The sequence below is a fragment of the Actinoallomurus oryzae genome (assembly GCF_039541955.1).
Taxonomy (GTDB): domain Bacteria; phylum Actinomycetota; class Actinomycetes; order Streptosporangiales; family Streptosporangiaceae; genus Actinoallomurus; species Actinoallomurus oryzae.
The window spans coordinates 207,844-221,044 of record NZ_BAABHF010000025.1 but is presented as its reverse complement, the minus strand read 5'-3'; the positions used below and the strand labels follow the sequence as shown (position 1 = coordinate 221,044).

The window sequence follows — 13,201 nt, the reverse complement described above, 5'->3', positions numbered from 1 at the left end:
CTCCCTGCGGTTCGGGCGCCGCTCAGGCGCCGGGGTTCATTCGCCCCGCCGCCACGACCCGGGCGACCATGGCGGCGAGTGCGACGTCGGCGTCTCGCCGGCCCATGCGCGCGGCGGCCTCGGACATCTGGGCGACCCGCTCGGCGTCGGACAGGACCGGCAGCACGTTGGCGCGGATCCAGTCGGCGCTCAGCTCGGCGTCCTCGACCAGCAGGCCGCCGTGGCCCGCGACGATCGGCTCGGCGTTGAGGCGCTGCTCGCCGTTGCCGATGGGCAGCGGGACGTACGCCGCGGGCAGCCCCACCGCGGTCATCTCCGCGCAGGTCATCGCGCCCGCCCGGCACATCGCGAAGTCGGCCGCCGCGTAGGCCAGGTCCATCCGGTCGCAGTACGGAAGCATGATGTACGCGGGGTCGTCGGGCGTGACCTCGGGCTCGCTGGCGTTCTTGGGGCCGACGATGTGCAGGATCTGGATGCCGGCGGCCCGCAGGGAGTCGACCGCCGCGGTGAGCGCGCGGTTGAGCGAGCGCGCGCCCTGCGACCCGCCGAAGACCAGCAGGGTCGGCAGGTCCGACCGCAGTCCGAAGTGCGCTCGCGCCTTGTCGCCCATGGCCAGCCGGTCGAGGGTGGCGATCTCTCGGCGCAGCGGGATGCCGACGACCTCGGCGTGCGGCAGCGGCGTGTCGGGCGCGGCCACCGCGACGTGCTCGGTGAACCGCGCGCCCAGGCGGTTGGCCAGGCCGGGCCGCGGATTCGCCTCGTGCACGATGATCGGCACCTTGCGGCGGCGGGCGGCGAGGTAGCCGGGAGTCGCGACGTAGCCGCCGAAACCGACCAGCACGTCGGCCTGGACACGGTCGAGCACGGCGGCGGCCGTGTTGATCGCGCCGGCGAGGCGGCCGGGCACGGTCAGCAGGCGCGGCGTGAGCGTGCGGGGCAGCGGCACCGGCGGGATCAGCGCGAGTTCGTAACCGCGCTGGGGCACGAGTCTGGTCTCCAGTCCGCGCTCGGTGCCCAGGCAGGTGACCTGGACTCCGGGGTCCTCACGGCGCAACGCGTCGGCGAGGGCCAGGCCGGGTTCGATGTGTCCCGCGGTCCCGCCTCCGGCCAGGACAACCCTCATACTCCTGCTCCTGCTCGTGCTCATCGGTCGCTCACCCTCGTCACTCGCTCCGCGGCCGGCCTCGTACCTCGGCCACCCACGCCGCTCGCTCCTACGGGCTCACTCCTGCTCATCGGTCGCTCACCCTCGTCACTGGCTCCGCGTGGCCGGCCTCGTGCGTCGACCGCCCACGCCGCTCGCCTCTCCGGGTTCACTCGCGCTCAACGGTCGCTCACCCTCGCTACTCCCGCTCATCCACTCGCTCACCCTCGGTACAAGCACATGCTCAGCGCTTGGCCAGGCCCAGCCAGCTTAGAGCCAGCGCGGCCGGACCCGGACCACGCGCTGCCAGGGCCTGCCGGGCGCCGGGCTCGCGCTTGGCGAACGACAACAGCATGCCCAGAACGATCAGCGTAGGGATCAACGCTGACCCACCGTACGACACCAATGGCAGAGGGATACCCGTAATGGGCAGGACGCCGATCACCGCACCGATGTTCACGATCGCCTGGACCGCCAGCCACGCGGTGGCCCCGGCGGCGGCGAGCTGCATGAACGGGTCCTTGACGCGCCGGGCGATCCGCAGCCCGGCGTACGCCAGCAGGCCGAACAGGCCGAGCACGATGAGCGTGCCGATCAGGCCGAGCTCCTCCCCGATGATGGCGAAGATGAAGTCGGTCTCGGGGTTGGGCAGGAAGTTCCACTTGGCGCGGCCCTCGCCCAGCCCGGTGCCGAACCAGCCGCCCGACGCGATGGCGTACAGGCCCTGGATGCCCTGGTAGTTGTACGTGAGCTGGTTGCCGGACTGGTCGAGGAAACCGGTCAGGCGCTGCATGCGGTACGGCTCGACGACGATGAGGATGGCCACGATCACACCCGTGACGCCGGCCATGCCGACGAAGAGCCGCCCGGGGGCGCCCACGACCCACAGGAGGGCCAGGAAGATCGTCAACAGGACGAGGGTGGTGCCCAGGTCGTTGCCGAGCATGACGAGCATGACGAGCACGCCGGCGCCGGGCAGCAGCGGGATCAGCAGCTGCCGCCACTCCGTGAGCTGGCGGAGCCGCTCCTTGCGCGCCAGCAGGTCGGCGCCCCACAGGATCAGCGCGAGCTTGGCCGGCTCGGACGGCTGGAGCTGGAACGGGCCGCCGAAGCTGATCCAGCGCTGCGCGCCGTTGACGCTCTGGCCGAGACCGGGGACCAGCACCACGACCAGGGCCAGGCCGGACAGCAGCATCAGCGGGTAGGCCAGCGTGCGGAAGACCTTGGCCGGCATCCGGCTCGCCAGCCACATCATCGGCAGGCCGATCGCCACCCACAGCGCCTGCTTCTCGAACAGCGTGTACGCCGAGCCGGTGTTCTGGTACTGCCGGACGCTGGAGGCCGACAGCACCATCACCATGCCGAGCGCGAGCAGCAGCATCGAGCAGCCCAGCACCAGGTAGTAAGAGGTCAACGGCCGGTCGAGCAGCCCCGCCATCCCCGAGAACCAGCCGCGCGGCCCGGACTCCTCCTCCTCCGCCCGCACCCTCACCTCGCTGCTCATGGGCCCTCCTTCGTCGGAGGAGAGACCATGCGCGCGTGTCTTCTGACTCGCTCGCTCCGCTCGCTCATGGGCCCTCCTTCGCCGGAGGAGAGACCATGCGCGCGTGTTCTTTGGTTCGCTCGCTCCGCTCGCTCATGGCTCACTCTCTTCGCCGCCCACGGTGCCCACCGATCACCTCCGCCCTGGCGGGCGGGCTCGCTCCGGCCGTCAGGGCGCGAGGCGCCTGACCGCGGCGGCGAAGGCCTCGCCGCGCGCCGGGTAGCCGGCGAACATGTCGAAGGAGGCTCCGACCGGCGCGAGCAGCACCGTGTCGCCGGGCCGCGCCAGGGCGGTGGCCGCGGCGACGACACGGTCCATGGCCCCAGTGTCGGTGTCGGCGACATCCACCACCGGGACATTCGGCGCGTGTCGCGCAAGTGCCGTCGCGATCTGTGCCCGGTCGCGTCCGATGAGTACCGCGCCGCGCAGCCGGCCGGCGCACGAGCGGACGAGCTCGTCGACGTCGGCGCCCTTCAGCAGGCCGCCGGCGATCCACACGATCGAGGGGTACGCGGCCAGCGACGCGGCGGCGGCGTGCGGGTTGGTGGCCTTGGAGTCGTTGACGTAGGCGACGTCGCGGACGGTGGCGATCAGCTCGATCCGGTGCGGGTCGGGCGTGAACCGGCGCAGCCCATCGCGTACGGCCTCGGCCGGCACGCCGAACGCCCGGGCCAGGGCCGCGGCCGCCAGGGCGTTGGCCACGTTGTGCGGGGCGTAGGGGCGCACGTCGGAGAGTTCGGCCAGCTCGGCCGCCTCGCGCGCCGGGTCGTCGGTGAAGGCGCGGTCGACCAGCATGTCCTCGACCAGGCCGAGCTGCCCGGCGCTCGGCGAGCCCAGCGTGAACCCGACCGAACGCTCGGCGCCCGCGCCGAGCCGGGTGGACCACTCGTCGTCCGCGTTCACGACGGCGAGGGTGCCCGGGGCGAAGATCTTGGCCTTGTCGGCGGCGTACGCCTCGAGGGAGCCGTGCCAGTCGATGTGGTCGGGTGCCAGGTTGAGCACGGTCGCGGCGTAGGGGCGGACCGAACCGGACCAGTGCAGCTGGAAGCTGGACAGCTCGACCGCCAGCACGTCGTACGGCTCGGCGCCGTCGCCGGTCACGGCCTCCACGATCGGGGTGCCGACGTTGCCGACCGCGAGCGTGCGGTGCCCGGCGGCCTCGAGCATGCACGCGAGCATGCGCACGACCGTGGTCTTGCCGTCGGTGCCGGTGATGGCGAGCCAGGGCGCGGCGCCGGGGCCGCGCAGGCGCCAGGCGAGCTCGACCTCACCGATGATCTCCACGCCGGCCTTCGCCGCGGCGGCGAGCAGCGGCGCGTCGGGGCGCCAGCCCGGTGAGGTGACGACGAGGTCCGTGCCGTCCGGCAGCGTCTCGCCGTCACCGAGGCGCACGGTGACGCCGGGCAGCGCGAGCTTCTCGCGCAGGGCCTCGTCGTCACGCGCGTCGACGACCGTGACCCGGGCGCCCCGGGCCGCGAGCACACGCGCCGCCGCCCGGCCCGAGATGCCCGCGCCCGCGACGCAGACCGCCCGGCCGTCCCATCCGGTGGCGTGTGCGCCGGTCAATGGCCCGGCATCCATTCGATGTAGAACAGCGCCAGCCCGGCGGCCACGCACAACATCGAGATCAGCCAGAACCGCACCACGATCGTGGTCTCCGCCCAGCCGGAGAGCTCGAAGTGGTGCTGCAGGGGCGCCATCTTGAACACCCGTTTACCGGTCATCTTGAACGACCCGACCTGGATGATCACCGAGAGGGTGATGATCACGGGCAGGCCGCCGAGGATGATGAACAGCAGCTGGGTGCGGGTCATCACGGCCAGGCCGACGATGACGCCGCCGAGGCCGAGCGAGCCGGTGTCGCCCATGAAGATCTTGGCGGGCGGGGCGTTCCACCACAGGAACCCGACCAGGGCGCCGAGCACGGCCGAGGCGACGACCGCGAGGTCGAGCGGGTCGCGGACGGTGTAGCAGTTCGGGGCGAGGCCGATCAGGGTGCAGCTGTTGCGGAGCTGCCAGTTGCCGATCAGGACGTACGCGCCCAGGACCGATCCGACCGCGCCGGCGGCGAGGCCGTCCAGGCCGTCGGTGAGGTTCACGGCGTTGGACGTGCCGGCGATCATCAGCAGCGCCCAGCCCACGAAGATGTACGGCCCGATCGACGGGCCGAAGTCGCGCAGGAAGGATAGGTGCGTGGTGGCGGGCGTGATGTCGTAGCCGTTGGGGAAGCGCAGGGACAGCAGCGCGAACACCGCGCCGACGATGATGATGCCGATCATCTTGGCGCCGCTGCGGAGACCGAGGCTGCGCTGCTTGAAGACCTTGATGTAGTCGTCGACGAACCCGACGACACCGAGTCCGGTCATGAGGAGCAGCACCAGCACGCCGGACACCGTCGGCCGCGTCGTCGTGGCCAGGTGCGCGATGAGGTACCCCACGAGCGCGGCCACGATGAACACGGTGCCGCCCATCGTGGGCGTGCCGCGCTTGCCGAGGTGGGCCTGCGGACCCTCCTCGCGGATCATCTGGCCGTAGCCGAGCCGGCGCACCAGCCGGATCCACAGGGGGGTGCCGAGCAGCGCGATGATCAGTGAGAGGGCCGAGGCGACCAGGATGGTCCTCACGCGTCGTCGCTCCCCTCGACGGGTACGGCCGCCAGCACGGCCTCGGCGACCCGTTCGAGCCCGGCGACGCGCGATCCCTTGATCAGCACGACGTCACCCGGCCGCAACCGCTCGCCCAGCGCGGCCACCGCCGCGCCGACATCCTCGACCTGCACGCCTTCTCCTGTCCATGTGCCCACCTGCTCGGCGCCCCTCAGCACGGCCCCGGCGGTGTCGCCCACGGCGACGAGTCCCGCCAGGCCGCCACGGGCGGCGTAGGCTCCGATCTTCTCGTGCTCCTCGACCGTCGACGCGCCCAACTCCGCCATTCCGCCCAGAACCGCATACGCGCGCCCGCCGCGTGCCATGTGGATGACGGTGTCGAGGGCGGCGCGGACGGACTCGGGGTTGGCGTTGTAGGCGTCGTTGACCACCGTGACCCCGTCGGGTCGCTCGGTGACCTCCATGCGCCAGCGGCTGGCGGGCTCCGCCTCCGAAAGCCCCTCGGCGACGTCCGCGACCGGCATGCCCAGGCACCGCGCGGCGGCCGCCGCCGCGAGGGCGTTGGCGACCGCGTGCGCGCCGTGCAGCCGCAGCCGTACGGCGGCCGAGCCCTCGGGCGTCACCAGGGTGAACCGGGGCCGGCCCGTCTCGTCGAGCGACTCGTCGACCGCGCGCACGGTCGCGTCCGGCGCCCGGCCGAACGTCACGATCCGCGCCGGAGTGCGGGCGGCCATCGTGCGGACGAGCGGGTCGTCGGCGTTGAGGATCGCGGTGCCCCGCGCGGACAGCGCCTCGACCAACTCGCCCTTGGCCCGGGCGACGACCTCGCGGCTGCCGAACTCGCCGATGTGCGCGCTGCCGACATTGAGGACGATGCCGATGTCGGGGGGCGCGATCCCGGTGAGGTGCCTGATGTGCCCGAGGCCGCGCGCGCCCATCTCCAGGACGAGGTAGCGGGTGCCCTCGGTGGCCCGCAGGACGGTGAGCGGATGGCCGATCTCGTTGTTGAACGACCCGGGCGGCGCGATGGTCGGGCCCAGCCGCGACGCGAGGTGGGCGAGGAGGTCCTTGGTGGAGGTCTTGCCCGCCGAGCCGGTCAGGCCGGCCACGGTGACCTCCGGCAGCCGGTCGACGACCCCGCGGGCGAGCGCGCCCATCGCGGTGAGGACGTCGTCCACGATCACGGCCGGCGCGCCGACCTCGCGCTCGGCGAGCACCGCCACGGCGCCCGCCGCCACCGCCTGGCCGGCGAAGTCGTGTCCGTCGAGGCGCTCGCCGCGCAGCGCCGCGAACAGCGCGCCGGGCTCGGCCTTGCGCGAGTCGATGACGACCGGTCCGGCGACGACGGCCTCCGGGGACGCCCCGTCCAGCTTGCCGCGGGTGATCTCCGCTATCCGCGCGAGCGAGAGTGGGATCAAGACTGCTCCTCGTCGTCGGCCGCTGCGGCCGTGGTGTTCGCGACATCGCCGAGGGCCCCGGCGCGGCGCTCGCGCAGCGCCCGCCGTACGACCTCCCGGTCGTCGAACGGGAAGACCTCACCGGCGATGTACTGCCCCTGTTCGTGACCTTTGCCCGCGACGAGCACCACGTCGCTCCGCCGGGCGCGGCCGATCGCGAGCGCGATCGCCGCCGCCCGGTCGGGCTCCACGACGATGTGCGCCCGTTCGTTCTCCGGCACGGTGAGTACTCCCCCGACCATAGCGTTGAGTATCGCCCAGGGGTCTTCGGTGCGGGGGTTGTCGTTGGTGAAGACCGCCACGTCGGCCCGGCGCGCCGCGATCTCTCCCATGATCTGGCGTTTGCCCTTGTCGCGGTCGCCGCCGCAGCCGAGCACGATGGTGAGGGTGCCCTTGGTCAGCGGACGGAGGGTGCCGAGCACGGCCTCGACCGCCCCGGGCTTGTGCGCGTAGTCGACCAGCGTGGTGAAGTCCTGTCCCTCGTCCACCGGCTCCAGACGGCCGGGGACGCCTCCGAGGCTCCCGATGCCGCGCACCGCCGCCTGCAGGGGGATGCCGGCCTCCACGAGCGCCACGATCGCGCCCAGGGCGTTGGCGACGTTGAACGGGCCCGGCAGCGGCACCCGCGCCTCGGCCTCGACGCCGCCCGGCCCGATCACCCGGAAGGTGCTGCCGTACGGCTCGAGGCGCACGCCGGCGGCGCGCCAGTCGGCGCCGGGGTCGCCGTCGGCGGAGAACGTCGTCACCGGGACCTTGGCGACGTGGGTGAGGCGGCGGCCCCAGTCGTCGTCGACGTTGACCACGCCCAGGCGGCTGAGCTCGGGGGTGAACAGCCGCGCCTTGACGGCGAAGTACGCCTCCATGGTGCCGTGGTGGTCGAGGTGGTCCTGGGACAGGTTCGTGAACAGGGCGACCTCGTAGAAGGCGCCGCCGACGCGGCCGAAGTCGAGGGCGTGGCTGGAGACCTCCATGGCCGCCGCCGTCACCCCGCGCTCGCGCATGAGCGCGAGCAGCGCGTGCAGGTCGGTGGCCTCCGGCGTGGTCAGCGTGCTCGGGAGGGTCTCGCCGGCGACCCTGACCTCGATGCCGCCGATCAGGCCCGTCTCGTGGCCCGCCGCCCGCAGGCCCGCCTCCAGCAGGAACGTCGTGGTGGACTTGCCGCTCGTGCCCGTGACGCCCAGCAGGGCCACGTCGCGTACCGGCCGCCCGTACACCCAGGAGGCCACCTCGCCGAGCACCGCGCGCGGATCGTCGACGACGAGCACGGGGATGCCGGCGCGCTCCGCGCGGATCCGGCCCTCGTGGTCGGTGAGGATCCCGGTGGCCCCCGCGGCGGCGGCCTGCTCGGCGAAGACGGCGCCGTGGAAGCGGCTGCCGGGCAGGGCGGCGTACAGGTCGCCCTTCAGTACCTTCCTGGAGTCGTGTGTCACCCCGGTGACCATCCCCCGTATCGGCTGTCCCTGCTCGCTCAGGCCGAGCAGGGACACGAGCCCGGACAGCGAGCGGGCGGGCACGGACTTGGGGCGCATGGGATCGGGTCTGTTGGACACGGCGGAGAGAGTACCGCCGGTCACCGGTGGTCTGCGTAGATTCGGATCTTCGGAGACTTGCTGCCGGACGGCGGAATCCGGCGGCTCTGCAGTGCGAAGCTCATGACGTCCTTGAACACGGGCGCCGCGACCTCGCCCCCGTAGTACCCCTTCTGCGGCTTCTGTAGCACGACCTCGACCACGAGCTGCGGGTTCTCGGCGGGCGCGAAGCCGACGAACGTTGAGGTGTAGCCTCCCCCGGTGTAGCAGCGGCAGTCGGGGTTGACCTTCTGCGCGGTGCCGGTCTTGCCCGCCACCCGGTAGCCGGAGATCTGCGCCTCGGGCGCGGTGCCGTCCTTGCTCGTGACGCCCTCGAGCATCCGGGTCAGGTCACTCGCCGTGGACTGCTTGATCACCCGGCGCGAGGACGGGCGGGCCGACGGGGTGAGCGTGCCCTTGTCGTCAAGGGTGCCGGCGATGATGTTGGGTGTCACGCGCACGCCGCCGTTGGCGATCGTGGCGTACACGCTCGCGACCTGCAGGGCGGTGACCGACACCGACTGGCCGAAGGCGATGGCGTAGCGGTCGGTGCCCCACCACTGGTCGACCGGCTTGAGGATGCCCTCGCTGTCGCCGGGCAGGCCGATCCCGGTGTCCTCGCCGTAGCCGAACGCCCGCATGTACTGGTACAGCTGCGTCGCCGTGACGCGCTCGCTGGCCAGGATCGTGCCGATGTTGCTCGACTTGGCGAGCACGCCGCCGAAGGTGAGGTGCTCGATGCCGTGGGCCTCTGAGTCGTGGAAGGTGCGGTCGTACCGGGTCAGGGTGCCGGGCACGGTGAACGGGGTCGCCGGCGTGACGCCGCCCGCCTCCATCGCCGCCGCGGCCGTGATGACCTTGCTGGTGCTGCCCGGCTCGAAGCCCTCCTGGACCACCCGGTTGCCCCAGTTGGCCTCGGGCGACTTGAGGTAGTGCGCCGGGTCAAAGGTGGGCGTGGTGGCCATGGCGATGACCTGGCCGTTCCGCGGGTCCATGACGATGACGCTGCCGCTCTGCGCGCCGGTGGCCTTGACCTGCTTGGCGATCGCGTCCTGGGCCTTCCACTGGATGTCGCGGTCGAGGGTCAGCCGGATGCCCTTGCCCGGGATCGGCTTGCTCATCTCGTCCTCGCCCATGGGGATGCGCTGGCCGGTCTCGCTGAGCTCGACCTTCTGCCAGCCGCTCTTGCCCTTGAGCATGGTGTTCATGCTCGACTCCAGGCCCGCGCCGCCGTCACCGTTGCTGTTGACGAAACCGGCGACGTTGGCGGCGAGATCGCCGCCGGGGTAGACGCGGCGGTACTCCTGCAGCGAGCCGATGCCCTTGAAGCCCATCTGGGTGACCATGCGGGCCCGGTCGGGCTCGACGTGGTGGACCAGCTCCACGTAGCGGTTCATCTTCGAGCTGGGCGTGAGCTTCTTGAGCAGCTCGGCCTGGTCGAGCCCGAACATCGACGCCAGCGTGGAGGCGATCCGCTGACGCTGGCCTGCCTCGACCATCACCGGGTCGGCGTAGATCACCCGCGCGTCGACGGTCATCGCGAGCGGCTGGCCGTCGGCGAAGCTGATCGGCCCGCGGACGGCGGGCAGGTCGATGCGGTTGAGCCGCTGGCGCACCGCCGCTTCGGCGTAGCCCTTGGACTCGATGCCCTGGAGCTGGACGAGACGGCCGGCGAACAGCGACAGCACGAAAGCGACGAGCACCAGGCCGACGTTGAGGCGCTTGACCGGGTCACGGCGGATCATCACGCCCCGCGGCCTCGGGGGCCGTCGCGGCGGCGGAGACGCGGGACGCGGCGGCCTGCGCCGGGGCGGCGGCTTGGTCGCGGCGCCACGGCCACCGCCGGTGCGGGGCGCGGAGTTGCGCGGACCGGCGGGACGGCCGGTCTGGCCGCTCTTTCCCGGGCCCGCCCCCCGCGGCCCGCCGGGGGGCGGGGCGGCCGGGCCGCGGCCACGGCGTGCCGTCACCGCGTGCCGCCTCCCTTCTGGCCGGTGCCGTCCGACGCCTTTCCGGGGGAAGCGGTCGGGGCTGAGGTCTTGGGAGTGGGCGCGCCGGCGGGCGGCATGATCGCGCCGGGGGCTCCGGCGACGCCCGCGCCGGCGGCCGCCGCCATCGCCTCGTCGGAGACGCCCGGCGGGCGGGTGCCGCCCTGGGTGACCTGACCGGTGCGCGCGTCGATGAAGGCGGGCCGCCGCCCGTCCACCATGCCGAGCCCGCGCGCCTTGTTGTGGATGACCGACGGGCTGTCCTCCCGGTTGATGTCCTCCTGCAGCGCCTGCTTGCGCTCGCCCAGCTGCTGGTTGCCGCGCTGCAGCTCGCTCAGGGTGAACGCGTCCTGGGCGAGCACGGTGTTGAGCAGCAGGAGGCTCACCAGGGCGCCGCCGAGCAGGCCCACGACGAGCAGCACAAAGGGGGTGCGCGGCGGCGGCGCGACCCGGCGTGCCGCGGCCTTCGAGGACGGCTTGCGGACCGCCGCCGACCGGCTCCGCTCCGTGGTGGTCGCCGGGCGCGCCTTGACGGCGCTCCTCTTGGCGGCCGTGCCCTTGACGGCCGTGCCCTTCGCGGCGCCGGGCTTCGCGGCACCGGTCTTGGCGCCGCCGGTCCTCGCGGAGCCGGTCTTCGTGGCGCCGGTCTTCGTGGCGCCGGACTTGGCCGCACCGGACCTGTCGCCGGTCTTCGCGGTGGCGTTCTTCTTCGGCCTCGGGGCGCCGGGCCGGGCGGTGCCGGTCTTCGCCGGGCGCTGCTTGACCGCTCCGCCCGTGTCCGCGTCACCCTGGGCCTCGCGCGGCTCGGGCGTGCGGCGGCGGCGCGCCGGCCGCGGGGCCGGCGTGTCGTCGTCCCCGCGCCGGCGGCGGGTGCGCGTCTCCTGCGGCGGAGTCGTCATGGTCATGTGGTGCCTCCTGCTTGCCTCCGCCCGCTCGGCGGGTCTTCGTCGAGCGGCCTCGCGCCGCCTCGCGGACGTCCCTCACGCTCACGGGTCCGCTCGACGGCGCGAAGGCGCGCCGATGCGGCCCGTGGGTTGGTCGTGGTCTCTTCGTCGGACGGTTGCTCCGCGCCTCGGGTGAGCGGGCGGAACCGCGGCTGTCGTTCCGGCAGGGGAACCGGCAGGTCGGGTGGTGTCGTGTCGGTGGTCCGCGCGGCGAAGGCCCGCTTGACGATGCGGTCCTCGAGCGAGTGGTAGGACAGGACCGCGACGCGGCCGCCCACCACGAGGGCGTCGAGCGCGGCCGGCAGGGCCCGCTCCAGCGCGGGCAGCTCGCCGTTGACCTCCATGCGCAGGGCCTGGAAGGTGCGCTTGCCCGGGTGGCCTCCGGTGCGGCGCGAGGCGGCGGGGATCGCGTCACGGACGACCTCGACGAGCCTGCCCGTCGAGGTCAGCGGGGCGCGCCCCCGCTCCCGTACGATCGCCTCCGCCACGCGCCGCGCGAACCGCTCCTCGCCGTAGTCGCGCAGGATGCGCGTGAGGTCCGAAGCGGAGTATGTGTTGACCACCTGCTCGGCGGTGAGCTCCTGGGTGCGGTCCATCCTCATGTCGAGCGGTGCGTCATAGGAATAGGCGAAGCCACGCTCGGCCTCGTCGAGCTGCGGGGACGACACCCCGAGGTCGAAGAGCACGGCGTGGACACCGGAGACGCCGAGCTCGGCGAGAACCCGCGGGATCTCGTCGTACACCGCGTGGACGAGGTGGGTGCGCCCGGCGTAGGCCTGGAGCCGCCGGCCGGACCGCTCGATCGCGCTGGTGTCGCGGTCGAGACCGATGAGCGTGGCGCGTGGGTGGGCTTCGAGCACGGCCGCGGCGTGTCCGCCCAGGCCGAGGGTCGCGTCGACGAAGAACACGTCCTCATCGGAGGGCGTCGACAGGGCCGGCCCCAGCAGTGCCAGGATCCGGTCGAGCATGACCGGCACGTGCCCCGTCGCGCGTGGTCCCCCCTCGCGCTCTTCGTCGCCTCGCATCGAAAACCTCTCACATGACGCCACTGCTCGCGGACGGCGCTGATGCCGCGCTCGCCTGCTGCTCCGCCGTGCCGGCGACGCGCATAGAGCACCCCGCGGACGGCCGACGCGGACTCTCACCCGGGCGTGATCGCCCCGGGTGCGCTCTGCGGCTCACCGCTCAATGGCTTTTCGCCGGCCCCCGTTACGGACTTCGCCCGGCCAGGTCCCCATCCGCTGTTCCGTGGAGGAAGATGTGCTACGGCCATCTGGCACCGGGGAAGGTGCGCCAGTTGGGAGCGGGTGGAGACCTCGCCGAACGGATCCGCGACCGGCGATGGTGCGGTCAGAGAATCCCGGGCAGCACCTCCTCGGACAGATCGGAGAACTGCGGCTCCTGCTCCGACAGGTAGGTCTCCCACGCGGTCGCGTCCCAGATCTCCAAGCGCGTGTTGGCTCCGATGACGGCGCAGTCGCGGCTCAGGCCGGCGTACGCGCGCAGGGCCGGCGGAATGGTGATCCGCCCCTGTTTGTCGGGAACCTCGTCTGAGGCGCTGGCGAAGAAGACCCGGCTGTAGTCCCGCACGGCCTTGGCGGTGACCGGTGCCGTACGAAGCGCCTCGGTGATGCGCTGGAACTCCGCCTCAGGAAAGACGTAGAGACAGCGCTCCTGACCCTTCGTGATCACCAATCCCCCCGAGAGCTCCTCGCGGTACTTCGCCGGCAGGAACAGTCGTCCCTTGTCGTCCAGGCGCGGCGAATGAGTGCCGAGGAACATCCGGCCTCACCTCCGCCCCCCGTGAGGCGATGCACCCTGCCCCACGGCGCCCCACTCTACTCCACTCTGCCCCACGGTCAACGACCAAAACGCCTGGCTCGCGGCGTTTCACAAGACAAAGCCGCAGGTCAGAGAGGTGGAGCAGAGTGGGGCGTCCACGAGGCCCCCGCTG

Annotated in this window: 10 protein-coding genes; all 10 read right to left on the bottom strand. The window is 72.6% G+C overall.

Features of this window, described 5'->3' with window-relative positions; genetic code table 11:
- Positions 1 to 22 precede the first annotated feature (22 nt).
- Positions 23 to 1,123, bottom strand: coding sequence for an undecaprenyldiphospho-muramoylpentapeptide beta-N-acetylglucosaminyltransferase (gene murG, locus ABEA10_RS24655; protein WP_345467845.1), 1,101 nt, complete (start codon positions 1,121 to 1,123; stop codon positions 23 to 25).
- 265 nt (positions 1,124 to 1,388) lie between these two features.
- Positions 1,389 to 2,648 (bottom strand): putative lipid II flippase FtsW, encoded by a 1,260-nt coding sequence (ftsW, locus tag ABEA10_RS24650; RefSeq protein ID WP_425550953.1) that lies wholly within the window; start codon positions 2,646 to 2,648, stop codon positions 1,389 to 1,391.
- Positions 2,649 to 2,855: 207 nt separating this feature from the next.
- Positions 2,856 to 4,268 carry a UDP-N-acetylmuramoyl-L-alanine--D-glutamate ligase gene (gene murD, locus ABEA10_RS24645; protein ID WP_425550952.1) on the bottom strand — a complete coding sequence of 471 codons (1,413 nt, stop codon included), beginning with the start codon at positions 4,266 to 4,268 and terminating at the stop codon, positions 2,856 to 2,858.
- Entirely contained in the window at positions 4,250 to 5,311 is a 1,062-nt protein-coding gene (mraY, locus tag ABEA10_RS24640; RefSeq protein WP_345467840.1) for a phospho-N-acetylmuramoyl-pentapeptide-transferase, read from the bottom strand. Before mraY ends, murD begins: the two co-directional genes overlap by 19 nt.
- The gene (locus ABEA10_RS24635; RefSeq protein ID WP_345467837.1) at positions 5,308 to 6,711 is read right to left on the bottom strand and encodes a UDP-N-acetylmuramoyl-tripeptide--D-alanyl-D-alanine ligase; all 1,404 of its coding nucleotides are present in this window, start codon (positions 6,709 to 6,711) and stop codon (positions 5,308 to 5,310) included. Before ABEA10_RS24635 ends, mraY begins: the two co-directional genes overlap by 4 nt.
- Positions 6,708 to 8,279, bottom strand: a complete 1,572-nt coding sequence (locus ABEA10_RS24630; protein ID WP_345468209.1) for a UDP-N-acetylmuramoyl-L-alanyl-D-glutamate--2,6-diaminopimelate ligase — start codon at positions 8,277 to 8,279, stop codon at positions 6,708 to 6,710. Before ABEA10_RS24630 ends, ABEA10_RS24635 begins: the two co-directional genes overlap by 4 nt.
- 41 nt (positions 8,280 to 8,320) lie before the next feature.
- On the bottom strand, positions 8,321 to 10,063 hold the full coding sequence (locus ABEA10_RS24625; RefSeq protein WP_345468206.1) for a peptidoglycan D,D-transpeptidase FtsI family protein: 1,743 nt from the start codon (positions 10,061 to 10,063) through the stop codon (positions 8,321 to 8,323).
- 218 nt (positions 10,064 to 10,281) lie between these two features.
- Complete coding sequence (ftsL, locus tag ABEA10_RS24620) at positions 10,282 to 11,208, bottom strand: cell division protein FtsL (protein WP_345467835.1); 927 nt, start codon at positions 11,206 to 11,208, stop codon at positions 10,282 to 10,284.
- Positions 11,205 to 12,272 carry a 16S rRNA (cytosine(1402)-N(4))-methyltransferase RsmH gene (gene rsmH, locus ABEA10_RS24615; RefSeq protein ID WP_345467833.1) on the bottom strand — a complete coding sequence of 356 codons (1,068 nt, stop codon included), beginning with the start codon at positions 12,270 to 12,272 and terminating at the stop codon, positions 11,205 to 11,207. The genes ftsL and rsmH overlap by 4 nt, the downstream gene beginning before the upstream one ends.
- A 325-nt stretch (positions 12,273 to 12,597) precedes the next feature.
- Entirely contained in the window at positions 12,598 to 13,029 is a 432-nt protein-coding gene (gene mraZ / locus ABEA10_RS24610; protein WP_329258285.1) for a division/cell wall cluster transcriptional repressor MraZ, read from the bottom strand.
- Between the last annotated feature and the right edge of the window lie 172 nt (positions 13,030 to 13,201).